Source organism: Microbispora sp. NPDC049125 (assembly GCF_040802045.1).
Taxonomy (GTDB): Bacteria; Actinomycetota; Actinomycetes; order Streptosporangiales; family Streptosporangiaceae; genus Microbispora.
Genome location: NZ_JBEZDW010000029.1, coordinates 69,877 through 92,046, shown reverse-complemented (window position 1 = coordinate 92,046; position 22,170 = coordinate 69,877). Strand labels below are relative to the sequence as shown.

Below are 22,170 nucleotides of genomic sequence, written 5' to 3'. Positions count from 1 at the left end.
CGCCCTAGGATCGCGGCACGGCGCCCGTCAGCTTGCCACGGGAGGCGTCGATCACCATGCAGCTGACCGACCTGCTCCGCCGCCACGACGCCTCGTCGGGCGGGTAGAGCACGAAGCTCTGCAGCCGGTCGAGCATCGGGCTGTCGGCCAGGAGACGGCCGAGCCGCCGGTCGCACTGGTCCGCCGCCGTGTCGCCCGCCGCCTCACGGCCCGGCCAGGCCGACACGGGAAGATCGAACTGGAGGATCACCTCCGCGTCGTGGGGCTGCGCGCACGGCACGCCCTTCACGGCCGTCACGACCACGCCGTCGGCTATCCCGTTGACGCAGTCGCCCGCGCGGATCTGCGTGCTCAACATCGAGCCGCCGTCGGTGATCGTGCCCGTGGCGTCCCGCTGGGGCGAGGTCAGGATGGCTATCACGACGACCGCGGCGACGAACAGGATCCACAGGCTCGACAGGACGAGCCCGGCGACGGCCAGGCCGCGTCCTCTGTCGCCGCGCCTCCTGATCTGGACCAGGGCCACGATCCCGAAGATGACGGACAGCGGGATGCCGCCGATGATCCCGAAGATGAGCGAGGCGATCGCCAAGCCGTTGGTCCGGGGAGGCTGGGGTGGTGCCTGACCGTACGGCGCGTACTGGGCGTACTGCGGATCCGGCGAATACGGGTAGTTCGCCGGATAAGGACTGTTCGGCTGGTACGGGCCGTTCGGTGGGTGAGGACTGTTCGGCGGGTACGGGGGCTGGGGTTGGCCGTACGGGTCGTATGGGCCCGCCGGACCGGGAGGCGGCGCCGGCGGGCCGCCGTAGGAGGAGTTGGTCACGCGGCACCATGGTGGCGGGCGCGAGTCACGACGGCAACGCCGATTCGTTACGTTGCACGCCGTCCCGCTCGTCCCGCGCCGTCCCATCGGCCGCCAGGGGGTCATCGGGAGGTGATCGTGGCGGGCCGTGGGGCGGTCAGGGCTGGGGCATCGGCTTGATCCAGCGGGCCCACTCGGGTTGGGGGGCGTATCCGGCGGCGGACCAGGCGTGGTGCGCGAGCAGGTTGTCCGTGAGCACCATGGCGTCCACGCGGAACGCCCCGAAACCGCGGAACCGCTCCTCGGCCGCGGCGATCAGCGCCCGGCCGACGCCCTTACGGCGATGCTCCTCGGCCACGGCCAGCCGGTAGAGGTGGGCGCGCCAGCCGTCCCAGCCGGCGATGACCGTGCCGACCATCTCACGGGCCGTCTCACGGGCCGTCTCACGGGCCGTCTCACGGGCCGTCTCACGGGCTGTCTCGGGGGCCGTGTCGCGGCTCTCGCCGGCGAGCTCGGCGATCAGCAGCGCCCCGGGGTCCCGCTCGATCAGGGCGACGACCTTTTCGCGGTCGTCGTGCCGATCCGTGCCCTCCGCGGCCTTTCTCCAGAAGTCCAGTACGGCGGTGACGTCGCCCGGCCCGCCGGCGCGGATGTCAATCTTCATGCCGGCCACGCTAACCGAGCAGCTCGGGCGGGAGGTCGTCCCTGTGGACGACGGTCAGCGAGGTGACGGCGCGGGTGAGTACCACGTACAGCCGGGCCAGGCCCCGGTCCTCGGCCGCCACGATGTCGGCGGGCTCGACGACCACCACGTGGTCGTACTCCAGGCCCTTGGCGAGTGTGGCGGGCACGACGAGCACGCGCCCGTCCCCGGTGGAATCAGGGCCGAGCACCGTGTGGGGCACCCCGTCCAGCGCCGCCGAGACCGCCGGCACGGAGGTGTCGGCGGCGATGACGCCGATCGACCCCTCCCGTGCCAGCGCCTGCCGCAGGGCCTCCTGGAGGGCGGGAGCGACGTCGGGGGCCCGCCGTACGGTCAGGGAGCCCGCCCCGGGGCGCAGCGAGCGGGGGGCGGCGAGCTCGGGGGCGACCGAGGGGAGCAGCCGGGCGGCGTAGTCGAGGATCTCGCGGGGCACACGGAAGCCGAGCGTGAGCTCGGTCACCTCACCGGACGCCTGGCCGAGGTGGTCGAGCACGGTCTTCCACGACCGCGCCGACCACGGCGTCGTGCCCTGCGCGAGGTCGCCGAGCACGGTCGCCGACCCGGTGCGGCACCGCCGCCCGAGCGCGCGCAACTGCATGGCGGACAGGTCCTGCGCCTCGTCGAGGACGAGGTGTCCGTGGGAGGGCGTCCGCTCGATCAGGTCGGCCAGCTCGTCGAGCAGCGCGGCGTCCGCCATCGACCACTTCGCCGACTTGTGTGACTTGTACGGCTTAGCCCAAATGATCGCCTCCTGCTCGCGCTGCGACAGGTCCGACCGGGCCGCCCGGGCGAGGAAGCCGGCGTCCGACAGCAGCCGGAAGAGCACCTGCTCCGGCGTGAGCTTCGGCCACGCCGCGTCCACGACCGCCTTGACGGGCTTCGAGCGGGCCACCGCGTCCTGCACCCGGTCGTCGGGCGACTCGCCGCGCCGCTCCATCTGGACGAGCACCGCGTGGGCGAGACGCTGGGCGAGGGTGGCCCGGCCGGGGCCGTACCTCGTCGTGCCGCGCAGTGAGGCGACGATCTCGCGGACCTCGTGATCGGCCACCCGGTAGCGGTTGATGCCCTTGGTGAACAGGACACCCTCCTCGGGCTTCGCCACGTGCAGCCACAGGGCGCGCCGGAGCACCTCGGCCATCCGGGCGTCGCCCTTGACGGCGGCTGCCTCCGGCTCCTCGGGGAGCGCGTGGTCGCCGAGGATGCCCGCCACCGTCGTCTGGTCGACCTTCACCTCGCCGAGCGCGGGGAGCACCGACGAGATGTAGGCCAGGAAGGCGCGGTTGGGCCCCACGATCATCACGCCGGAGCGGGACAGCTTCTCGCGGTGGGTGAAGAGCAGGTAGGCTGCCCGATGCAGGCCGACGGCCGTCTTGCCGGTGCCGGGTGCCCCCTGGACGCACACGGTCACGTCGAGGCCGGCCCGGACGATCTCGTCCTGGTCCGGCTGGATGGTCGCGACGATGTCCCGCATCGGGCCGGTGCGGGGCCGCTCGATCTCCTCGGTGAGAAGCCTGCTCTGGCCGAGCGCCCTGCCGTCCAGGGGCTCGTCCTCGTACGCCGTGAGGTCGCCGCCCCGGTAGCCGAACCGGCGGCGCAGCGCCACGCCCATCGGGTCGGCCGGGCTCGCCTGGTAGAACGCGCGGGACACGGGGGCACGCCAGTCGATCACCAGGGCGTGGCTGCCCTCGTCGTGGACGTGGCGGCGGCCCACGTAGAGGGTGCTGGGCAGGTCGTCGCCGGCCGACCGGTCCAGGCGGCCGAAGAAGAGCGGGGTGTCGGGGTGGTCGGCGAGGGCGGCGACCCGCTGGTCGAGCAGACCTTGGAGCACCTGCTGGGAGACCCAGTCTCCGGCGGCGTCGGCGGACAGCGACTGCGCGTGCTCGCGCATCGCCCTGAGCGCGGCCCGGGAGGCCGCCAGGTGCGCCCGCTCGGCGTCGAGCACATCTCCAGGCATGCGGAATCTCCTCAGGAGGCGGGAAAGACAAGAGCCTACCGACGGCCCCGTGGATGCCGAAACGGTATTTCTCGCGCGTGTCGCCGTTTCGCGGGGCGGGTATCTGTACCCGAGTGACGCGCACCTGGGTTCCTCCAGCGATCCCGGCCGTGGCGAGCCTGCTGCTCGCGGCCTTGTGGGCTCTGTCGGTGTTCGGCGGCTGGGGTCAGGAGGCGTTCTGCTCGGGGGCGCAGCCGTCGCTCGACTGCACCGACCGGATCGCCTCGGTCACGGTGGTCTCCTGGGTCGTCGCGCTGGCCGCGACGGGCATGACGGGGGTCGCCTGGCTCACCCGGCGCGAGTCGCTGTTCGGCGTCGCGGTGGCGGCCTGGCTGGTCGCGCTGGCAGTGCTCTTCGTGGGCGGTGTCGCCGCGCGGTAAGGGCGTTTGAGGGCGGCGTCACCGTGGGGCCCGATGCGGCGGGCCCGGTGTCGCCGGAGGGCCCCCGAGGTGGCGCGCGGTGTCGTCGTTCAGCGTCCGAGGCGGCGGACGGTGGCGCGCAGTGTGTGTGAGGCGGCGGACGGTGTCGTCCAGCGTTCGAGGTGGTGGACGGTGTCGCGCAGTGTGTGAGGCGGCACGCCGTGTGAGCGCGGTCCGGCAGTCCGTTGACTGTTTCTCCCGGTAACCCCTCGCGCCGACGACTATGTCGGAAAATATGGGCATATCAGGTGCATTGCGTGGAACGGTTGGGTAGGTCCGCCATCACGGTGGAACGGTGCGGGGGTCGCGTACGAGGAGGTGGTGTGGTTGTCCCGGGCCTACGGCATTTCGTGGACCTAGATCGTGATTCGTTGGATCGGAGCCGCAGCGCGCCCGGCGATCACGGCATCTCCCTCCAGGCGTGCCCCGCGCCCGTACCCGGCGAGGATCATCTCGCCGGGTTCTCCTCGCCGACGTCGTCGGCGTCGATGATGTGGTAGGCGTAGCCCTGCTCCGCGAGGAACCGCTGACGGTGCGCGGCGAACTCCTGGTCGACCGTGTCACGGCTGACGACGGAGTAGAAGCGCGCGCCGCCCCCGTCGGCCTTGGGCCGCAGCACGCGGCCCAGCCGCTGCGCCTCCTCCTGCCGTGAGCCGAACGTGCCCGACACCTGGATGGCCACGGCCGCCTCGGGCAGGTCGATGGAGAAGTTGGCGACCTTCGACACGACGAGCACCTGGATCTCCTTGTCGCGGAACGCCTGGTAGAGGCGCTCCCGCTCGCGCACCCGCGTCTCACCCTTGATCACCGGCGCGTCCAGGTGCTCTCCCAGCTCGTCGAGCTGGTCGATGTACTGCCCGATGACCAGCACCTGCTCGCCCGCGTGCCGCCGGACCAGGGCCTCCGTCACGCGGAGCTTCGAGGGCGTGGTGGAGCAGAACCGGTAGCGCTCCTCGGGCTCGGCCATCGCGTACGCCAGCCGCTCCTCGTCGCTCAGCGTCACGCGGACCTCGACGCAGTCGGCCGGGGCGATCCAGCCCTGGTTCTCCATCTCCTTCCAGGGCGCGTCGTACCGCTTCGGCCCGATGAGCGAGAACACGTCGCCCTCGCGGCCGTCCTCCCGCACGAGGGTCGCGGTGAGCCCGATCCTGCGGCGCGCCTGGAGGTCGGCCGTCATCCGGAAGATCGGCGCCGGCAGCAGGTGGACCTCGTCGTACACGACAAGCCCCCAGTCGCGCGCGTCGAACAGCTCCAGATGCCGGTAGACGCCCTGCCGCCGGGTGGTCATCACCTGGTACGTGGCGATGGTGACGGGGCGGACCTCCTTCTTCGTGCCGGTGTACTCCCCGATCTCGTCCTCGGTGAGCGTCGTCCGCTTGAGCAGCTCCTGCTTCCACTGGTGGGCGGAGACCGTGTTGGTCACCAGGATGAGGGTGGTCGCCCTGGCGTGCGCCATCGCCGCCGCTCCCACGATCGTCTTGCCCGCCCCGCAGGGCAGCACGACCACGCCGGAGCCGCCGTGCCAGAACGCGTCCGCCGCGTCCTTCTGGTAGGCGCGCAGCGTCCAGCCGTCCTCACGCAGGTCGATGGGGTGGTGCTCGCCGTCCACGTAGCCGGCGAGGTCCTCGGCGGGCCAGCCGAGCTTGAGCAGCGTCTGCTTGATGTTTCCGCGCTCGGAGGGGTGGACGGCCACGGCGTCGGCGCCGATCCGGTCGCCGATGAGCGGCTGGATCTTCTTCGAGCGCAGCACCTCCTCCAGCACGGCCCGGTCGGTGCTGGTGAGGACCAGCCCGTGGACCGGATCCTTGTCCAGCTTCAGCCGCCCGTAGCGCGCCATCGTCTCCGCGATGTCGACCAGCAGGGCGTGCGGCACCGGATAGCGGCTGTGGGTGATCAGTGCGTCTATGACCTGCTCGGCGTCGTGGCCGGCGGCCCGGGCGTTCCACAGCGCCAGCGGCGTCACCCGGTAGGTGTGGACGTGCTCGGGCGCCCGCTCCAGCTCGGCGAACGGCGCGATGGCCTTGCGGCAGTCGCCGGCCTTCTCGTGATCGACCTCCAGCAGCAGGGTCTTGTCGGACTGGACGATCAGCGGCCCGTCGTTCACTGCCAACTCCCTCATACGGTTGTCGCTTATCAAACAAGAGATCGAGCCGAATCAGTCCCGTTTCGCCGAGCCTGGGGACAGGGTCAGCCGAGACGCTCGCCGTACCCGGCCACGCCGGTGATGCGGTGCAGGGCGAAGCGGTGGACCGTGGCCCTGGTCTCGTCGTAGGCGGTGAGGTAGCCGCCCTCCATCCGAGCAGGTTCCAGGATGCGGCTTGTCGCGTGGCCCTGGGAGTCAAGGTAGCCGATCCACACCCGCGTCCCCTGGCGGATCGCCTCCTGCAGCGCGGTGATGGTGGCGGTGGCGGGGGATCGGGGCAGCTGGCCGTCCGGGGCGTCCGCCGGGGGGCGGCGGGTGCGGTGCGCCTCGTCCCCGGCCCGTACGGCCCTGATCGCCGCGGCGACGACCTCGGGATCGGGCGCGGTGGAGGCGGCGGTGCGGGGGTGGGGCTGGCCGTCGGTGCGCCGGGCGTCGGCCCGCGCCACGACCACGTCGCCGTCGAGCGACTCGGCGACCGGCGCGTAACCCATCGCCCGCAGCGAGTCGACCAGCGCCGCCCGGGAGGTCTTGGACGCCAGCACGGTCGGCGCGAGCCGCCGCAGGCGCAGCAGCCCCGCGCGCTTGTCCGCGAGCACCTCGTCCAGAAGGGAGGGGTCGTCGCACCGGACGTACGCCGAGGCGGCGCCGACGCGGATGCGGCCGTGCCGGCGGGCCACGTCGGAGACCAGGTAGCTCAGCGGCTGGGGGACGGGCGTCGTGGAGTGCTTGTCGAGCATGGCGATCACGTCGTCGGCCGACTGGCCGGCGTCGAGCGCCCGCCGGATCGACTGCTCGCCGAACCGGTAGACGGTCGCGCCGCCCTTGGACTCCACGTCAGCCGCGAGCGCGAGCCAGCGGCCGAGGTCGCCGGTGAGCGGGCCGGGCGCCACGGCCGTCAGGTCGGCCTGCAGCAGCACGTGGTCGACAGGCTCGGGCAGCAGCGGGGCGAGCAGGTCGGCCGCCGTGCCGTCCGCGCGGATCATGGCGCGGCCGTGGGAGGACGGCACGCCGAGCCCGGTCACCCCTAGGTGCTCGGCCTCCCGGAGGGTGAACTCGGCGAGCCGGTCGCGCAGCGCCGCCCGGCGGCGCGGCTGCTCCCAGGCGAGCCTGGCCAGGACGGACTCCGAGGTCGGCGCGAGCCCGGGGGCGGCCGACGCCAGCACGCCGAGCGTCCGCGTGCGCACCTGGACGGCGGCGGGCCTGCGCAGGTCGGGATGGAGGGCGTTCAGCGGCCGGTCGCGGTCGTCGCGCTCGCCGATCAGCCCGGGGACCCGGTCCATGCCGGCCCACGCCGACGCCAGCGCCGCCCACCGGTCCTCCGCCGCCCGCACCCGCCACATGTCGTAGCCGGGAGTCGGCAGCCACTCCCCCTCGCCCGCCGCGACCAGCCCGGCCGCGTGGGCGACCTCGACGACCAGCCCGGCCGCCCACTCCGGCACGTCGAGGAGCTGCGCCGTCCTCTTCAGGTCCCGTACGGCGAGACCGCCCGCCCGCAGGACGCCGGGCGGGTCGGCGCTCCACAGCTCGCACAGCTCCTCGACCGTGCGGACGAACGTGAACGCCTGCCCGGCCGCCGTGCGGTCGGCGAGCACCTGGTCGCGGGAGGAGCCCTCCAGCTCCGGAGGACAGGGCGACAGGTCCCTGTGGATGCGGCCGTCGCGCAGGAAGAGGGCCACCTCGCGGGGCAGCGTCACGGTCTCCTCGCCGGTCGCGCCCAGCAGGCCGCGGGCCAGGAGTTGCTCGATGGGGGACTGCGCGGTGGCCACGCTCACCTCGCGGCGGGCTCCCTTCACCCGGCCGCTCGGCGGCCCCCACGCCAGCTCGTCGAGGGCGGCCCTCGCCGGAGGCGAGACCTGGGTGAGGAGGCGTTCGACCGTCGCGGGGTCGGCGAGCAGCGCCGCGAGCCGCTCGCGGGCCGTGCCCCGCCGATCTCGGCCGTTCCCCTTTCCCTTCCCGGCACGGCCGTTCCGCCTGTCCTGTTCTTCCTGCCCGGCGATGCCCGCGACCATGGCGTCGAGCACCTCGGGGGAGTGGTGCCGGAAGACGTCCTCGGCCGGCGGCCCGAGCGCCGCGGGCGGGTCGAGGGCCTCGGCCACCCCGGGAGCGGGCAGCAGCCCGTCGGCGTGGTCGTAGATCAGCGCTCGGGTGCGGAGCCGTTCGAGCGTGTCGTCGAGGGCGGCGTCGAGCCGGTCGGCGCACGCCGTGCCCGACGCGGCGCGGGCGAGCGGCTCGCGCAGCGCCTCCCGGGCGGCGGGGACGGGCCGCAGCACCAGCGTCTCCAGCACGGCGAGGGCGAACCGGTCGAGCCGGTCGAGGGCCCGGCCGATCGCCGACGGCGTACCGGCCCGCGCGGCCAAGCCCTCGATGTGGGCGGGGACGGGCGTCACGAGCTCGGGCCGCGCCGCCACGAGCGCCCGCAGCCGCTCGTCGGAGCGGCCACGCAGCCACTCGCTGAAGTCGGTCCCCATCATCGGTTCCATCGTAGGGCGCGGGTTCCGGCACGGGGCCGGACCGGACGGCGGGGGGTGCTAAAGGGGCGGCGGGGACGGGGCATCCAGTGCGATGATCGCCTTACGAGTGGATCTCCAGGAGGGAAGCTGCATACTCCCCCGGAGTGGGTCCACCTGGCCCCTGTGTGGGCATAACCTACATCCATCACCTTCACGACAGTCTGAACGAGGTCACCCCTGTGCCGAGTGGCAAGGTCAAGTGGTACGACGCCGACAAGGGATTCGGCTTCCTCACCCGCGACGACGGCGGCGAGGTCTTCGTGCATTCCTCCGCTCTGCCGAAGGGCGTGGAAGCGCTCAAGCCCGGGCAGAAGGTGGAGTTCGGTGTGGCCGAGGGCCGTCGTGGCCAGCAGGCCCTCTCGGTCCGGGTCCTGGAGCAGCCGCCCACGCTGGCCAAGGCCGCCAGGCCGAAGGTCAAGCGGAAGAGCCCGGACGAGATGGTGGTCATCGTCGAGGACCTGATCAAGCTGCTCGACGACGTCTCCAACTCCTACCAGCGGGGCAAGCATCCCGACGGGGCGCACGCCAAGAAGGTGGCGACCGTCCTGCGGGCCGTCGCCGACGACATCGACGGCTGAGACGGCTGAGACGGCTGATCGTGGCGTCGGCCGAGGGGTTCAGACCGTTTCGACCGCGGCCGTCCCGAGCCGGCGGCGCCGTACGGCGACCAGCCAGCCGAACGAGATCGCCAGCCCGGCGGAGATCACCGCGAGCCCGGCGGGCGCCGCGACGTACAGCGACATGACCAGGCCCAGCAGGCCGCCGAGCACCCAGGCGATCTGAAGCAGGGTCTCGACGACGCCGAACGTGGACGAGCGCACCTCCTCGCCGATCTCACGCTGGATGATCGCGTCGAGGGCGAGCTTGCCGAGGCCCTGCGCGAACGCGCCGACCAGCGCCACGACGACCGCCGTCCACACGTTGAAGACGGCGGCGGCGGCGATGGTGCTCACCGTGGCCAGGGCGAGCGTCGCCAGCACGGTCAGGTGCGGTGAGCGGCTGCGGGTCCACGAGCCGACGGCCGCCCCGGCCAGCCCGCCGGCCCCCGCGGCGGCGGCGAGCAGCCCGAGGGCCACCTTCGGGTCGGTCCCGCGCAGGTGGCCGTCCTGCACGAGGAACAGCAGGAAGAACACCAGGAACCCCGACTGGACGCGGACGGCCGCGTTGGCGTTCATCGCCTCGGTCACGACGGGGCCGGCGCTGAGCGCCGTGCGCCACCGCGGCCTGGCCTCCGCCCGATCGCCGCCGGGCGCGTCGACGTGCCGCGGGAGCCGTACGGCGAACACGCCGGCCACGAGGAACAGCGGCACGGTGGCGCGCAGCACCCAGTCCGGACCGGCGAGGGCGGCGACGGCGGTGGCGGCGCCCGCCCCCGCTCCGGCGGAGACCAGGGCGAACAGCGCGACCCTCGCGTTGGCGGTGACCAGCGGTATGTCGGCGGGCAGCAGGCTCGGCATGATGGCCGCACGGGAGACGTTGTAGGCCTTCGACAGCACGAGCACGGCGAGCGCCGCCGGGAACAGGGTGATCGCGTCGGAGGAGTGGACCGCCCCAGCCATCCCCCAGCACAGCAGCCCCCGGGCGAGGAGCGTGCTCGCCATGATGTAGCGGCGTCCCGAGCGGAGCCGGTCGAGCACCGGCCCGACGAAGGGCGCCACGACGGCGAACGGCAGCATCGTGATCACCAGGTAGAGGGCGACCTGCCCGCGCGCCTGGCCCACCGGGAGCCGGAAGAGCAGCGCCCCCGCGAGCGACACCGTGACGAGCGCGTCACCGGCCGAGTGGGCGGCCGTGAGCTCGATCAACCGGCCCAATCCGGTGCGGCCCGCGCCGTGCGCGTGCGTCAGCCGGCGCGCCGCGCGTCCCGGCGCACCCACGACATGGATAGCGTTCGTCCAAAAATTCACCATAGGTGTCGACAGTCCTTCCAGCATTCCCCCATCCAGCCGGTGCGGTCCGCTCGCGGCGTGGGTGAAAATGGAGAGTGTGAGTCGTACCCGGATCCGTAGCACTCCAGTCGACCAGGCCTGTGCCGCGGCGGTCGACCTGGCCCGCCATGCCGCGGAGAGCATCGCCCGCCCCGGTGAAGTGGGTGAGCACCAGGGCTTCGACAACGAGGGCGACCGAATCGTGACCCACTACTTCGAGTGCCTGGACCGGGCGTACCGGGGCTGGCGCTGGGCGGTCACCGTCACACGGGCCTCGCGCGCCCGCAACGTCACCGTGAGCGAGACGGTGCTGCTGCCCGGCTCGGGCGCGCTGCTCGCGCCGGACTGGGTGCCGTGGAACGAGCGGCTGCGCCCCGGCGACCTCGGGGTGGGCGACCTGCTGCCCGCGCAGGCGGACGACGACCGGCTGGTCCCCGGCTTCGCCACCCCCGACGAGGACCTCGACCAGCAGATGGTGTTCGAGATCGGGCTCGGCCGGGCCCGGGTGCTTTCGGCCATCGGCCGCGACCTCGCCGTCCGGCGCTGGCACGCCGGGGACGCCGGCCCGCACACCCCGATCGCGCACGCCGCCCCGGCCCAGTGCTCGACCTGCGGCTTCTACTGGCCGCTCGCCGGCGCGCTGCGGGTCGGCTTCGGCGTCTGCGCCAACGAGTACGCCCCGGACGACGGCCGCGTCGTCGCGGCCGACCACGGCTGCGGAGCGCACTCGGAGGCCACCACGGTCCCCTCCATGGTCGTGGACCCCGTTCCGCCGATCCTCGACGACCTCGGCTACGACCTGATGGAAGCCGGCTCGGTGGACGAGGCCGGGTCCGAGCCGCTGGGTCATTCCTGATCATGTTCGATACCGCGCGGCTGCGCGACACGGTCCTCGCGGCCTGGACGGCCTCGCCCGCCCGCTTCCGCGAGGACGCCAACGCCGAAGAGGACTTCGCGCTCGGCGGCTACCGCGACCGGCTGGTCGTCGAGCTGGCCCAGAACGCGGCGGACGCCGCCCTGCACGCCGGGGTGCCCGGCCGCCTGCGGCTGACGCTCGACGGCGGAGTGCTCGTCGCCGCGAACACCGGCGCCCCCCTCGACGAGGCGGGCGTCGAAGGGCTGTCCACGCTCCGGGTCTCGGGGAAGAAGGACGCCGCGGGCGCCGTCGGGCGCTTCGGCGTCGGCTTCGCCGCCGTGGTCTCGGTCTGCGACGCCCCGGCGATCGCGTCGCGCAAGACCGGCGGGGTGCGCTGGTCCCGCGAGGAGGCCGCCGCGCTGGTCGCCGCCCGCCCGGAGCTGGCCGCCGAGCTCGCCGGCCGGGCCGGTCACGTGCCGCTGCTGCGCCTGCCCTTCCCGGAGGACGCCCTCCAGGTCCCCGAGGGCTTCGACACGGTCGTACGGCTCCCGCTCCGCGACGAGGCCGCCGAGCGGGCCGTACGGCGGATGCTGGAGGAGGCCGGGCCCGCGCTGCCGCTGGCGATGCCCGCTCTGGAGACCGTCGAGATCGAGGTGGACGGCCACGTCCGCGTCCTGTCGGCCGAGGGCTGGCACCGGGTGGGCGCGTCGGGCGTCTTCGGGCCCGAGCAGGTGGCCGAGTTGTTCGCCGACCGTCCCACCGAGGAGCGGGCCCGGCCGTACTGGGAGGTCCGCTGGGCCGTGCCCGGCTCGGAAGGGGCTTCGGGGGCGGGCGGCGCCTCGCCCTGGGGGGCGGCTTCCCGGCCGGGAGGCGCCGCGGATGTTCCCCGGGTGGTGCACGCGCCGACGCCGAGCGACGAGCCGCTGGAGCTGCCCGCGCTGCTGATCGCGACGTTCCCTCTCACCACCGACCGCAGGCACGTCGCCCCCGGCCCGCTGACCGACTTCCTGGTGGCCCGGGCCGCCGAGGCGTACGTGCGCCTGCTCCAGGAGCTGCCGGCCACCCCGGCGCTGCTCGATCTCGTCCCCGGCCTGATGGGCAAGGGCGGCCTCGACGCGGCCATCCGGGGGGAGATCATCCGGTTGCTGCCGGACGCGCCGCTGCTCCCCGTCCTGTCCCGGCCCGCCGGTTCCGAGCCCGGCTCCGAGCCCGCCGGCTCCGGGGTCGTCCCGGCCTCCGAGACGCGGGCCGTCCTCGGGTCGGCGGAGTTCCTGGAGAAGATCGCGGACTTCGTCCCGGGGCTGCTGCCCGCCGGGTGGGCGTCCAGGCATCCGGCGCTCACGACTCTCGGCGTACGGCGGGTGGAGCTCGCCGACGTCATGGACATGCTGTCGGGCGACGCCGTAGCCGGCCGGGACCCGTCGTGGTGGCGGTCGCTGTACGAGGTGCTGCCCGCCGACGACCTGGAGGCCGTGGCGGCCGTGCCTGTGCCGCTCGCGGACGGCCGCCTGGTCCGCGGCGCGCGCGGCACGCTGGTGCTCTCCGGCGGGCCGGACGCGCCGGCCGCCGTGGACCCCGCCGTCCTGGCCCCTCTCGGCCTGCGGATCGTGCATCAGGACGCCGTCCACCCGCTGCTGCTGCGGCTCGGCGCGGCGGAGGCGACCCCCCGGGCCGTCCTGGAGGACCCGCTGACCCACGCCGCCGTCGCGGAGTCGGCCGGTAGCGCCGACCCCGAGCCGGTGGCCCAGGCGGTGCTCGCCCTGGTCGACGCGGCGCACCTGACGGCGGGGGAGGCTCCCTGGCTCGCCGACCTCGCGCTGCGCGGCGCGGACGGCGAGCTGTACGCGGCGGGCGAGTTGCTGCTGGCCGAGGGCGCGCTGGCCGGGCTCATCGATCCGGACGTGCCGTTCGGCGTCGCCGCGCCCGACCTCGTCGAGAAGTACGGTCCGCACGTCCTGGCGGCTGCCGGGGTGCTCGACGGGTTCGCCGTGGTCAACGACTCCGACGTGCTGCTCGACCCGGCCGACTGCGACCACGACCTCGACCTGGAGGACGAGTGGCTGGAGGCGGTCCTCGACCTGCTGCCCGAGCTCGACGTGCCGCCGGTGGCCCGGGAGTTCACCGCCGTCCGTGACCTGGAGTACGTCGCTGACTGGCCGTCCGCGCTGGCCCTGCTGGCCCGGCCTCCGCTGCGCTCGGCCCTGCTGCCGATGCGGGTGCTGGTGGCGGGGGAGCCCGTCGAGGTCCCTTCGTACACCTCCTGGTGGCTGTCCAGGCACCCGGTGCTCGGCGGGCGCCGTCCGACCTCGCTGCGGCTCGGCTCGGGCGACCCGCTGCTGTTCGGCCTGTACGGCGAGGCGCCTGCGGGGATCGACGACGGCGCACTGACGATGATCGGCGTCCGGTCGTCGCTGCCTGAGCTGCTCGCCTCGCACGGAGGCCCGGAGGAGCTGCTCGACCTGCTGGCCGACCCCTCGCTGGAGGTGGACCGGGCCCAGCTCCGCGCCCTGTGGATCGCCCTCGCGGCCGTCGACCCGGAGCGGATCAGCCCGCCGGAGGCCGTCCGGGCCGTCGTGAAGGGCGTGGTCCAGGTGGCCGACGTCGAGGACGGGCCGGTCGTCGTGGAGGCGCCCGACCTGCTGCCCCTCGTCGCCGACCGGCCTCTCGTGCTGGCGCCGTTCGACCTGGCCGAGGCACTGTCGGAGGTGCTCGACCTGCCGCTCGTGGGCGAGGTCGTCACCGGCGCGGTCACGTCGTCGGGGGTGGACAGGCCGGTCCCGCCGGAGGTGCGCTCGCTTCTCCCGTCCGCCCCGGACGGCTACGTGGAGCACGAGGAGCTGCTGGTGGACGGCGTCCCGGTGCCCTGGCGGTTCTGGGAGGGCCGGGTGCACGCGTGCGGCGTCGAGGGCCTCGCCCGGGGGCTCGCGTGGGCGTCCGGGCAGTGGGGCGACCGTCTCGCGGTGGCCGCTCTGCTCCGCGACCCGGCCAGGGTGCCGCTGCTGCTCGCCGAGGCCGACCTCGACCCCGTGGCGTCGCTCTAAGCGGCTCCAGAAGGCTTGGGCGGCTCCGGGCGGCTCTAGACGTCGCTGGAGGCCGTGTCCCGTGGACGGGCGCGCGCGTCGCGGCGCCGCACGTAGAGCAGGCCGAAAACGCCGAGCCCGATGCCCGCCACGCACGTCCAGACGGCCCGCGAGTCGTACGGCCTGACCCCCAGCAGCACCACCACAAGGGCGATCGCCCACAGGGCCGTCCCGGCCAGGACCGTCAACGTGTCCTTGGTCTGAAGAGGCTCGGGATCCGGCCGGCGGGGCTCGCTCACGCTGCCAGCTTAGGAGATGGGGGAGCCGCAAGGTAACTATGTGACAAATCGGTCACGAAAGGACAACGCTGCTCACCAGGCTCTTTCCGCTGGTGGTAACGGGCTGCGACTCTGCGCGCGTGAATGCCATGAACACTATCCTTGATCGTTATTTCTTCATCTCGGCCCGTGGATCGACGGTCGGCCAGGAGGTGCGCGGCGGGTTCGCCACGTTCTTCACCATGGCCTACATCGTGGTGCTCAACCCGATCATCATCGGCACGGTGGCCGACAAGACCGGCCAGTTTCTCGGGGACGGCTCCGTGCCCGATTTCCCTCTGGTGGCGGCGGCGACGGCGTTCGTCGCGGGCATCCTGACGATCGCGATGGGGGTCTTCGGCCGCGTGCCGTTCGCTCTGGCGACCGGGCTCGGGCTGAACGCGTTCGTGGCGTTCGGCATCGCCAGTCAGGTGTCCTGGGAGGACGCCATGGGCCTGGTGGTGCTTGAGGGCATCGTGATCACGATCCTCGTGGCGACCGGCTTCCGGGTCGCGGTGTTCCACGCCATCCCCGCCGAGCTCAAGACCGCGATCAGCGTCGGCATCGGCCTGTTCATCGCGCTGATCGGCTTCGTGGACGCCGGGTTCGTACGGCGCATGCCGGATGCGGCGGGTACCACCGTCCCGGTCAAGCTCGGCGTGCTGGGCAACGGCTCGCTGACCGGGTGGCCGACGCTGGTGTTCGTCGTCGGCCTGCTCGTGACGGCGTTCATGGTCGCTCGCAAGCTCAAGGGCGCCATCCTGCTCGGCATCATCGGCACGACGGTGCTCGCGATCATCGTGGAGGCGATCGCCAAGATCGGCCCGCAGATCGCCGGGGGCAAGCTGGTCAACCCCGACGGGTGGTCGCTGAACGTCCCCGCGTGGCCGGGCAAGCTCGTGGCGCTCCCCGACCTCTCGCTGATCGGCCAGTTCAGCCTGTTCGGGAGCTTCGCCAAGATCGGCGGCCTGGCGGCCGTCATGCTCGTCTTCACGCTCATGCTCGCCGACTTCTTCGACACCATGGGCACGATCGTCGGCGTAGGACGCCAGGCGAACCTGGTGGGGGCGGACGGCACGGTCGAGCGCACGCGGGAGATCCTGCTGGTCGACTCGCTCGCCGCCGCGGCGGGCGGCGCGGCGAGCGTCTCGTCGAACACCACCTACATCGAGTCGGCCGCCGGGGTGGGCGAGGGAGCCAGGACCGGCCTGGCGAGCGTGGTCACCGGCCTGCTGTTCCTGCTGGCCATGTTCTTCGCCCCGCTGACGGACATCGTGCCGTTCGAGGCGGCGACCCCCGCGCTGGTGATCGTCGGCTTCCTCATGATGACCCAGGTCAAGGAGATCGACTTCAGCGACTTCGAGACCGCGATCCCCGCGTTCCTGACGATCGTGCTCATGCCGTTCACGTACTCCATCACGGCGGGCATCGGCGCGGGCTTCGTGAGCTATGTCGCGATCAAGGCGTTCCGCGGCAAGGCGCGCGACGTCCACCCGCTGCTGTGGCTCGTGGCGGCGCTCTTCGTCGTGTACTTCGCCCTGGAGCCGATCAAGAGCCTGCTCGGCCTGTCCTGATCAAGCGGTCTTCCCCGGTCTTCGCCGGATCCACGTAGGAGCCTGCCACGCGGTCCGCGGAAGTGGACTTCGTGGCGGTCTCCTGCTTCTCGGCAGGGTGGTTTCGAGCCGTTCAGCGCACTGGCGCCCTTCCATTGATGATCACGATGCTGCATGCTGGTGAATTTCCCCGGGGAGCAGTAGTGATCAACCGGCTTGCCGAGACGGCATCTCTCCTCTCACGTCACCATGCCTCGCCTGTCACCGTGCTCGATTGGCAGCGGCTGGAGCCTTGGGCCGTCGCGAGAGCACAGGTGGGAGGCCTCGCCCGTCCCGAGCACGTGATCGTCAAATGGGTGCGGTCCCACCATCCGGACCAGACTCGTCCCGAGGCGTGGCGGTTCCGCACCGAGCTGGCCGCTCTGCGGTTCCTCTCCGAGGATCTCGCCCTGAACCTGGCTCCGCGTGTCATCGCCGCCGACGTCTCAAGGGGACTCCTCGTGCTGGAGGACCTGGCCCCGCGTGTGGCGTTGGATCAGCTGTTGCGTGCGGAAGGTGCCACGGCCCATGCGGATCGGCTGGTCGCCTTCGCCCGCGTACGTGGTGAGTTAGGCGCGGCCACCGCAGGCATGGCGGCGACCTACTACACACGCCGGGCCGCTCTCGGGCCGGTCGATCCAGCCGCCGACCGCCTTGGACGATGGGCCGGGCTTTGCGACGAGGGCCGCAGGCACGCCGCCGGCGCCGGTGCGCCGATCACCGGGCAGGCCGAGCGCGAGCTGGTCGCCGTGCTGGGAGAACTGGCCGAGCCGGGACCTTTCCTGGCTCTCAGCAACGGCGACCCAGACGCCAACAACGTCCTCGTGCACGCTTCAGGCTTTCCAGACCCCCGCCTCATCGACTTCGAGTTCGCGGGCTACACCCACGCTCTCAACGACGCTGTCCTGCTGCACGTGCCTGGTCCCGCGTGGCTATCGGTCGGAGACGCCATCGCCGACGGACTCGCGGACACCTATCGCCAGGCTCTGGCACGCGGTGTGCGCCAGGCCGAGGACGACCGGCAGTACGGCTTCGCCCTGGCGGCGGCATGTGTCTTCTTCGCCCTCGTCCGGCTGCAACGACTCCCGCTGCTGGACACCCGCGCGCCAGGCGACGACAGCCGTCCCCAGCTGGTGGCGACGCTGGAGGCCACCGCCCGCACCGCCGAGGCCCACCACACCCTGCCCCACCTCACCGGCTGGGCGCGGCGGGTAGCCGGCCTGCTCCGCCGACGCTGGCCCGACGCAGATCTGAACCTCACCGACCGAGCAGCGTTCCCGCCCTACTCGGTACGCCGCCGGTAAGCGTCCCAGCCGTAAGCTCAAGAGCGCTGCCACCTTCAGCGCCGGGATTCGCCGCTGGAGGAGTCATCTCGGCGGCCTCGTCCGCTGTCACGGGCTGGCCGCCAGGAAGAGGAACGCGGCGCAGACGGACAGGTGCAGGGCGGCCTGGAGCAGGGTGGCGCGACCGGGCATGACGGTCAGCACGCCGACGCCTGCGGTGAGGGCGAGCAGCACGATCTGGACGGGGCCGAGGCCGAGGACCAGAGGCCCCTTGAGCCAGATGGAGGCGACGGCGATCGCCGGGATGGTCAGGCCGATGCTGGCCATGGCTGAGCCGAGGGCGAGGTTGAGGCTGATCTGCACCCGGTCGCGGCGCGCGTTGCGGACCGCGGCGAGGGTTTCGGGCAGCAGGATCAGCAGGGCGATGACGACGCCGACCACGGAGTGGGGAAGGCCGGCGGTGGCGACGGCGGCCTCGATGGTCCCGGATTCGACCTTGGCGAGGCCGACGACGGCGACCAGCGCGGCGACGAGCAGGACGAGGCTGGTAAGGGCGGTGCGCGGTGAGGGGGCGGCCGCGTGCTCGTCGTCCGGGGCCTCGGCGGCGGCCGGTGACGCCGCGCCCGCGGTGTGCCGGCCGACGCTGGTGACGGGGAGGAAGTAGTCGCGGTGGCGCACGTTCTGCACCACCACGAAGAGCACGTACAGGGTCAGCGACGCCACGGCGGCGAAGGCCAGCTGCGGTCCCGTGAACCGCGGCCCGGGAGTGCCGGTGGTGAAGCTGGGCAGGACCATGCTGAGCGTGGCGACGGTGATGACGGTCCCCAGGGCGGCGCCGGTGCCCTCGGGGTTGAACACCGCGACACGGCGGCGTAGCGCGGTGACGAGCAGCGACAGGCCCGCGATGCCGTTGCAGGTGATCATCACGGCGGCGAAGACGGTGTCGCGGGCCAGCGACGAGGTGCCTGCGCCGCCGGAGATCATGAGGGTGATGATCAGGCCCACTTCGATGACGGTGACGGCGACGGCCAGGATCAGTGATCCGAAGGGTTCCCCGACGCGATGGGCGACGACTTCGGCGTGGTGGACCGCGGCGAGCACCGCGCCGGCCAGCAGGACCACGACGACGCCTTCGACGACCGCCGGCAGGTCGCGGCCCCACACCGCGATCAGCGCCGCCAGGCCGAGCAGCGGCACGACGACGGCCAGGCGGTGCAGCGGCGAGCCTTTGGCGGCCGGTGATGGCGTCACGGTGACCCCTTCTGCGGGACTACCGGGATCCTGCCCGCGCCGGCGGTCTTTCCTCCATTTCCGGCACCCGGGACGGCCCGCCCCGTTCCGGCGTCGCCCTCAGGCGGGCCTGCGCGCGCTCACCATCCGGGTGCCGAACCACGGCCCGCCGTACCAGAAGCGCCAGCCCAGGTCGCGTACGGTCACGTCTTCCGCGCCGAGGCGGCGCAGCACGCTCGCGTACTCCTCGCCGTGCTGGAAGTCCGCGACGCGCAGCCGTCCCCCCGGCGCGAGCACGCGGTACGCCTCGGTGATCGCCCGCTCGCGCCCCTCGCCGCCGGGGATGTTGTGGACGGCGAGCGAGGACAGCAGGAGATCGAACGACCCGTCCTCGAACGGCAGGGACCGCATGTCGCCGGTGACGAGATCCACGCGGCCGGACACCCCCTCGGCCTCGGCGTTGCGCCGGGTGGCCTCCTCGGCGTTGCCCGACTGGTCCACCGAGCGCCACAGGTCGATTCCCGTGACCCGTCCTCGTGGCACCAGCCCGGCGGCCATGGTGAGGACGGCGCCGCGCCCGCATCCGAGGTCGAGCACCCGTTCCGCGCCGTCGAGCCGCAGCTTCGCCAGCTCGTCGGACCACACGGCGAACTTGCCCCGTGATGTGGTGTGCGCGTAGCAGGCCGCGCTCGCGACGGAGTACGCCGCGCACAGCAGCAGGAGCCAGGCGATCCACCATCCGGCGGCGAAGGCGGCGACCGTGGCGATCAGCGCGATGACGGCGCCCGCGACGAGCCCGATGAGCGCGCCGGGGGCGTCGACGCCGTACGAGCCGCGGCGGCTCACGGCGTCACCGTCGATGCCCGTGGAACCGGTGACTCGTGGGAAACGCTCACCAAATGACACGACATATCTTGACTTTAGCCGATCCACTGGCTCATCCACAGGCGGAAGGGAGGACCCGCTGGTCACTGTTACCTTCGTCCCATGGCCGCATCGACCCCCCGATCACCGGTGGCCGCTCCCCGTGCGCCTTTCGGTTGGCGGAATACCATTTTGGTGCTTATAGTTAGCAAAGGTAATGACTCATGCTAACGAACACCCAGAACCTACGCAGCGACGCCGGTCTCGCCTCCGCGTTGCGCGTGTCGCTCGCGCGGCTGACGCGGCGGCTGCGCACGCAGGCCGCGCGGCACTCGCTTACGGCCACACAGCTCGCGACGCTGTCCGCCGTCGACCGCCACGAGATCATGACACCCAGCGAGCTCGCGGAGCACGAGAAGGTGCAGCCGCCCTCGATGACACGCGTGATCGCCAAGCTGGAGGAGCGGGGGCTGCTGGAACGCAGGCCGCACCCGACCGACCGGCGCCAGGTGACGGTGACCGTGACGGCGGCGGGATCGACGCTGCTCAAGGAGGAGCGCCGCGCGAAGGAAGCCTGGCTGGCGCAGCGGCTCGGGGAGCTGACCCCGGCGGAGAGGGCGGCGCTGCGGGCGGCGGCGCCCATCCTGGAGAAGCTCTCGACGATGTAGGCGGCATGTTCCGCTCCCTGCGGAACCACAACTACCGGCTGTTCGCGGCGGGCGGTGTCGTCTCCAACATCGGCACCTGGATGCAGCGCACCGCGCAGGACTGGCTCGTCCTCGACCTCACCCATGGCAGCGGCTCCGCTCTCGGCGTGACCGTGGCGCTGCAGTTCCTCCCCGTGATGCTCTTCGGCCTGTTCGGCGGGATGCTCGCGGACCGCTATCCCAAGCGCCGCGTGCTCGTCGTCGCCCAGTCGCTCATGGGGCTGCTCGCCCTCACCATGGGCCTGCTCGTGGTGACCGGATCGGCGCACGTCTGGCACGTGTACGTCATGGCGTTCACCCTCGGCCTGATCTCCTGCGTCGAGGTGCCCACGCGGCAGTCGTTCGTGGTGGAGATGGTGGGGCGGCGCGACCTGCCGAACGCCATCGCGCTGAACAGCTCGACGTTCAACCTCGCCCGGGTCGTCGGGCCCGCGCTGGCCGGAGTGCTCATCTACTGGCTGGGCACCGGGCCGATCTTCCTGCTGAACGCGGTGTCGTTCGGGGCCGTCATCGCCGGGCTGGTGCTGATGCGCTCCTCCGAGCTGCGTACGCCCGAGCCCGTCCCGCGGGCCAAGGGCCAGCTCAGGGAGGGGCTGCGCTACGTGGGGAGCCGTCCCGACCTGCTGCTTCCCCTGCTCATCGTGGCCTTCATGGCGATCTTCGCGCAGAGCTTCTCGACGAGCATCGCGCTCATGGCCAGGCAGGTGTACGGCGCCGGCGCCTCGTCGTTCGGCATCGCCTCCAGCGCGTTCGCGGTGGGCGCCTTCGGGGGCGCGCTGCTGGCGGCGCGACGGGTCAAGCCGAGCCGCCGGTTCCTGCTCGCGGGGGCGGTCTGCTTCGGCCTGTTCCAGGTGGCCGCCGGGCTGGCCCCGGGATATCCGGCGTTCCTCGCCCTGCTCGTCCCGGCGGGAATGGCGATGATCACGGTCAACACGACCGCGAACACCATCGTCCAGCTCGGCGCCTCCAGCGCGATGCGCGGCCGGGTGATGGGCATCTACGTGCTGGTCTTCACCGGGGGAGCGCCCATCGGGGCGCCGCTGGTCGGCTGGCTGTCCGAGCTGGCCGGCCCGAGGGTCGCCGTCGTCGCCGCCGGGGTGTTGAGCATGGCCGGCGTCGGGCTGGCCGTGCTGGTGACCCGGCTCGTGGCCGCGAAGAGGGCCGCCGCGGAAGAATCGGCGCGTGAGCAGATTGTTCGTGGCGCTGCTGCCACCGCCTGAGACGCTCGCGGAGGTCGCCGCCGCGGTGGAGCCCGCCCGCGCGGCATGGCCCGATCTGCGGTGGGTCGATCCGGCGCTGTGGCACGTGACCGTGGCGTTCCTCGGTGAGGTGCCCGACCGCGTGCTCCCCGGCCTCAACGTACGGCTGGCGCGGGCGGCCGCCCGGCACGCCCCGGCGACGCTGTCCTTCGACGGGGCCGGGGCGTTCCCCTCCGCGGCTCGCGGCAGGGTCGTGTGGCTCGGGCTGCACGCCGAGCCGCCGCTTCTGAGGCTGGCGGAGTCGATCTCGGCCGGCGCCCGGCGGGCCGGGGCCGGGGAGACGGACCGCAAGCGGTTCCATCCCCATCTGACCCTGGCCCGCTCACGGGACGGAGGCGATCTGAGTCCTCTCGTCGGCTCGCTGAGCGCCTTCGCCGGCCGCCGCTGGGAGGCGACGGCCGTCCACCTCGTGCGCAGCCACCTGGGGCCGCCGGTGCGTTACGAACCCGTCGAGGCCTACCCACTGGGCGCCCGCGACTAGGCTCGAAGGTGTGGATCGTCCTCGTCGCTGGCTGCTGCCCACGGTGCTCGCGCTGCTCGT

18 protein-coding genes are annotated in these 22,170 nt (G+C 72.7%); 9 read left to right on the top strand and 9 right to left on the bottom strand.

What is annotated here, in order from left to right; translation table 11 throughout:
- Positions 1 to 4 precede the first annotated feature (4 nt).
- The 3 genes from AB0B72_RS28610 to AB0B72_RS28600 all read right to left on the bottom strand — a co-directional run bounded on the left by AB0B72_RS28610 (position 5) and on the right by AB0B72_RS28600 (position 3,462).
- Positions 5 to 826, bottom strand: a complete 822-nt coding sequence (locus tag AB0B72_RS28610) for a DUF4190 domain-containing protein (RefSeq protein WP_367742172.1) — start codon at positions 824 to 826, stop codon at positions 5 to 7.
- 136 nt (positions 827 to 962) lie between these two features.
- The gene (locus tag AB0B72_RS28605) at positions 963 to 1,469 is read right to left on the bottom strand and encodes a GNAT family N-acetyltransferase (RefSeq protein WP_367742171.1); all 507 of its coding nucleotides are present in this window, start codon (positions 1,467 to 1,469) and stop codon (positions 963 to 965) included.
- 10 nt (positions 1,470 to 1,479) lie between these two features.
- Complete coding sequence (locus AB0B72_RS28600) at positions 1,480 to 3,462, bottom strand: AAA family ATPase (protein ID WP_367742170.1); 1,983 nt, start codon at positions 3,460 to 3,462, stop codon at positions 1,480 to 1,482.
- 113 nt (positions 3,463 to 3,575) lie between these two features.
- Here AB0B72_RS28600 and AB0B72_RS28595 point away from each other — a divergent pair, with 113 nt between their 5' ends.
- Entirely contained in the window at positions 3,576 to 3,881 is a 306-nt protein-coding gene (locus tag AB0B72_RS28595; protein ID WP_367742169.1) for a hypothetical protein, read from the top strand.
- A 487-nt stretch (positions 3,882 to 4,368) separates the two neighbouring features.
- On the opposite strand, the gene AB0B72_RS28590 is transcribed toward AB0B72_RS28595, so the two are convergent.
- Both AB0B72_RS28590 and AB0B72_RS28585 read right to left on the bottom strand, forming a co-directional pair.
- Positions 4,369 to 6,039, bottom strand: coding sequence for a DNA repair helicase XPB (locus tag AB0B72_RS28590; RefSeq protein WP_367742168.1), 1,671 nt, complete (start codon positions 6,037 to 6,039; stop codon positions 4,369 to 4,371).
- A gap of 68 nt (positions 6,040 to 6,107) precedes the next feature.
- On the bottom strand, positions 6,108 to 8,534 hold the full coding sequence (locus AB0B72_RS28585) for a helicase-associated domain-containing protein (RefSeq protein ID WP_367742167.1): 2,427 nt from the start codon (positions 8,532 to 8,534) through the stop codon (positions 6,108 to 6,110).
- Positions 8,535 to 8,752: 218 nt separating this feature from the next.
- Here AB0B72_RS28585 and AB0B72_RS28580 point away from each other — a divergent pair, with 218 nt between their 5' ends.
- Entirely contained in the window at positions 8,753 to 9,151 is a 399-nt protein-coding gene (locus tag AB0B72_RS28580; RefSeq protein ID WP_367742166.1) for a cold-shock protein, read from the top strand.
- 39 nt (positions 9,152 to 9,190) lie between these two features.
- Here AB0B72_RS28580 and AB0B72_RS28575 read toward each other — a convergent pair whose 3' ends face one another.
- The gene (locus AB0B72_RS28575; RefSeq protein ID WP_367742165.1) at positions 9,191 to 10,450 is read right to left on the bottom strand and encodes an MFS transporter; all 1,260 of its coding nucleotides are present in this window, start codon (positions 10,448 to 10,450) and stop codon (positions 9,191 to 9,193) included.
- 109 nt (positions 10,451 to 10,559) lie between these two features.
- Between AB0B72_RS28575 and AB0B72_RS28570 the strand changes: the two genes are divergently transcribed.
- Positions 10,560 to 11,357: a DUF3027 domain-containing protein gene (locus tag AB0B72_RS28570; RefSeq protein WP_367742164.1), complete on the top strand. Its 798-nt coding sequence runs from the start codon at positions 10,560 to 10,562 to the stop codon at positions 11,355 to 11,357.
- Positions 11,358 to 11,359: 2 nt separating this feature from the next.
- Positions 11,360 to 14,398, top strand: coding sequence for a hypothetical protein (locus AB0B72_RS28565; protein WP_367742163.1), 3,039 nt, complete (start codon positions 11,360 to 11,362; stop codon positions 14,396 to 14,398).
- Positions 14,399 to 14,433: 35 nt separating this feature from the next.
- Here AB0B72_RS28565 and AB0B72_RS28560 read toward each other — a convergent pair whose 3' ends face one another.
- Positions 14,434 to 14,676, bottom strand: coding sequence for a DUF2530 domain-containing protein (locus AB0B72_RS28560; RefSeq protein ID WP_367742162.1), 243 nt, complete (start codon positions 14,674 to 14,676; stop codon positions 14,434 to 14,436).
- A 128-nt stretch (positions 14,677 to 14,804) separates the two neighbouring features.
- Between AB0B72_RS28560 and AB0B72_RS28555 the strand changes: the two genes are divergently transcribed.
- Both AB0B72_RS28555 and AB0B72_RS28550 read left to right on the top strand, forming a co-directional pair.
- Complete coding sequence (locus tag AB0B72_RS28555; protein ID WP_367742161.1) at positions 14,805 to 16,268, top strand: NCS2 family permease; 1,464 nt, start codon at positions 14,805 to 14,807, stop codon at positions 16,266 to 16,268.
- 245 nt (positions 16,269 to 16,513) lie between these two features.
- Positions 16,514 to 17,590, top strand: a complete 1,077-nt coding sequence (locus AB0B72_RS28550; RefSeq protein WP_367742160.1) for a hypothetical protein — start codon at positions 16,514 to 16,516, stop codon at positions 17,588 to 17,590.
- Between the two features lie 87 nt (positions 17,591 to 17,677).
- Here AB0B72_RS28550 and AB0B72_RS28545 read toward each other — a convergent pair whose 3' ends face one another.
- Positions 17,678 to 18,820, bottom strand: coding sequence for a calcium:proton antiporter (locus AB0B72_RS28545; protein WP_367742159.1), 1,143 nt, complete (start codon positions 18,818 to 18,820; stop codon positions 17,678 to 17,680).
- A 99-nt stretch (positions 18,821 to 18,919) separates the two neighbouring features.
- Positions 18,920 to 19,645: a class I SAM-dependent methyltransferase gene (locus tag AB0B72_RS28540; RefSeq protein ID WP_367742158.1), complete on the bottom strand. Its 726-nt coding sequence runs from the start codon at positions 19,643 to 19,645 to the stop codon at positions 18,920 to 18,922.
- Between the two features lie 242 nt (positions 19,646 to 19,887).
- Between AB0B72_RS28540 and AB0B72_RS28535 the strand changes: the two genes are divergently transcribed.
- Genes AB0B72_RS28535 through thpR form a run of 3 tightly spaced genes read left to right on the top strand, consistent with a single transcriptional unit; the run spans position 19,888 to position 22,110 of the window.
- A complete protein-coding gene (locus AB0B72_RS28535; RefSeq protein ID WP_367742156.1) occupies positions 19,888 to 20,331 on the top strand; it encodes a MarR family winged helix-turn-helix transcriptional regulator in 444 nt (147 codons plus the stop codon).
- Positions 20,332 to 20,336: 5 nt separating this feature from the next.
- Positions 20,337 to 21,590, top strand: coding sequence for an MFS transporter (locus AB0B72_RS28530; RefSeq protein WP_367742155.1), 1,254 nt, complete (start codon positions 20,337 to 20,339; stop codon positions 21,588 to 21,590).
- A complete protein-coding gene (thpR, locus tag AB0B72_RS28525) occupies positions 21,553 to 22,110 on the top strand; it encodes an RNA 2',3'-cyclic phosphodiesterase (protein ID WP_367742154.1) in 558 nt (185 codons plus the stop codon). Before AB0B72_RS28530 ends, thpR begins: the two co-directional genes overlap by 38 nt.
- The last annotated feature ends 60 nt before the right edge of the window (positions 22,111 to 22,170 follow it).

Excerpts from the sequence above, each read along its gene's own strand:
- AB0B72_RS28605 (WP_367742171.1), bottom strand. The coding sequence starts at position 1,469 with ATGAAGATTGACATCCGCGCCGGCGGGCCGGGCGACGTCACCGCCGTA.
- AB0B72_RS28600 (WP_367742170.1), bottom strand. The coding sequence starts at position 3,462 with ATGCCTGGAGATGTGCTCGACGCCGAGCGGGCGCACCTGGCGGCCTCC.
- AB0B72_RS28590 (WP_367742168.1), bottom strand. The coding sequence starts at position 6,039 with ATGAGGGAGTTGGCAGTGAACGACGGGCCGCTGATCGTCCAGTCCGAC.
- AB0B72_RS28585 (WP_367742167.1), bottom strand. The coding sequence starts at position 8,534 with ATGATGGGGACCGACTTCAGCGAGTGGCTGCGTGGCCGCTCCGACGAG.
- AB0B72_RS28565 (WP_367742163.1), top strand. The coding sequence starts at position 11,360 with ATGTTCGATACCGCGCGGCTGCGCGACACGGTCCTCGCGGCCTGGACG.
- AB0B72_RS28555 (WP_367742161.1), top strand. The coding sequence starts at position 14,805 with ATGAACACTATCCTTGATCGTTATTTCTTCATCTCGGCCCGTGGATCG.
- AB0B72_RS28535 (WP_367742156.1), top strand. The coding sequence starts at position 19,888 with ATGCTAACGAACACCCAGAACCTACGCAGCGACGCCGGTCTCGCCTCC.
- AB0B72_RS28530 (WP_367742155.1), top strand. The coding sequence starts at position 20,337 with ATGTTCCGCTCCCTGCGGAACCACAACTACCGGCTGTTCGCGGCGGGC.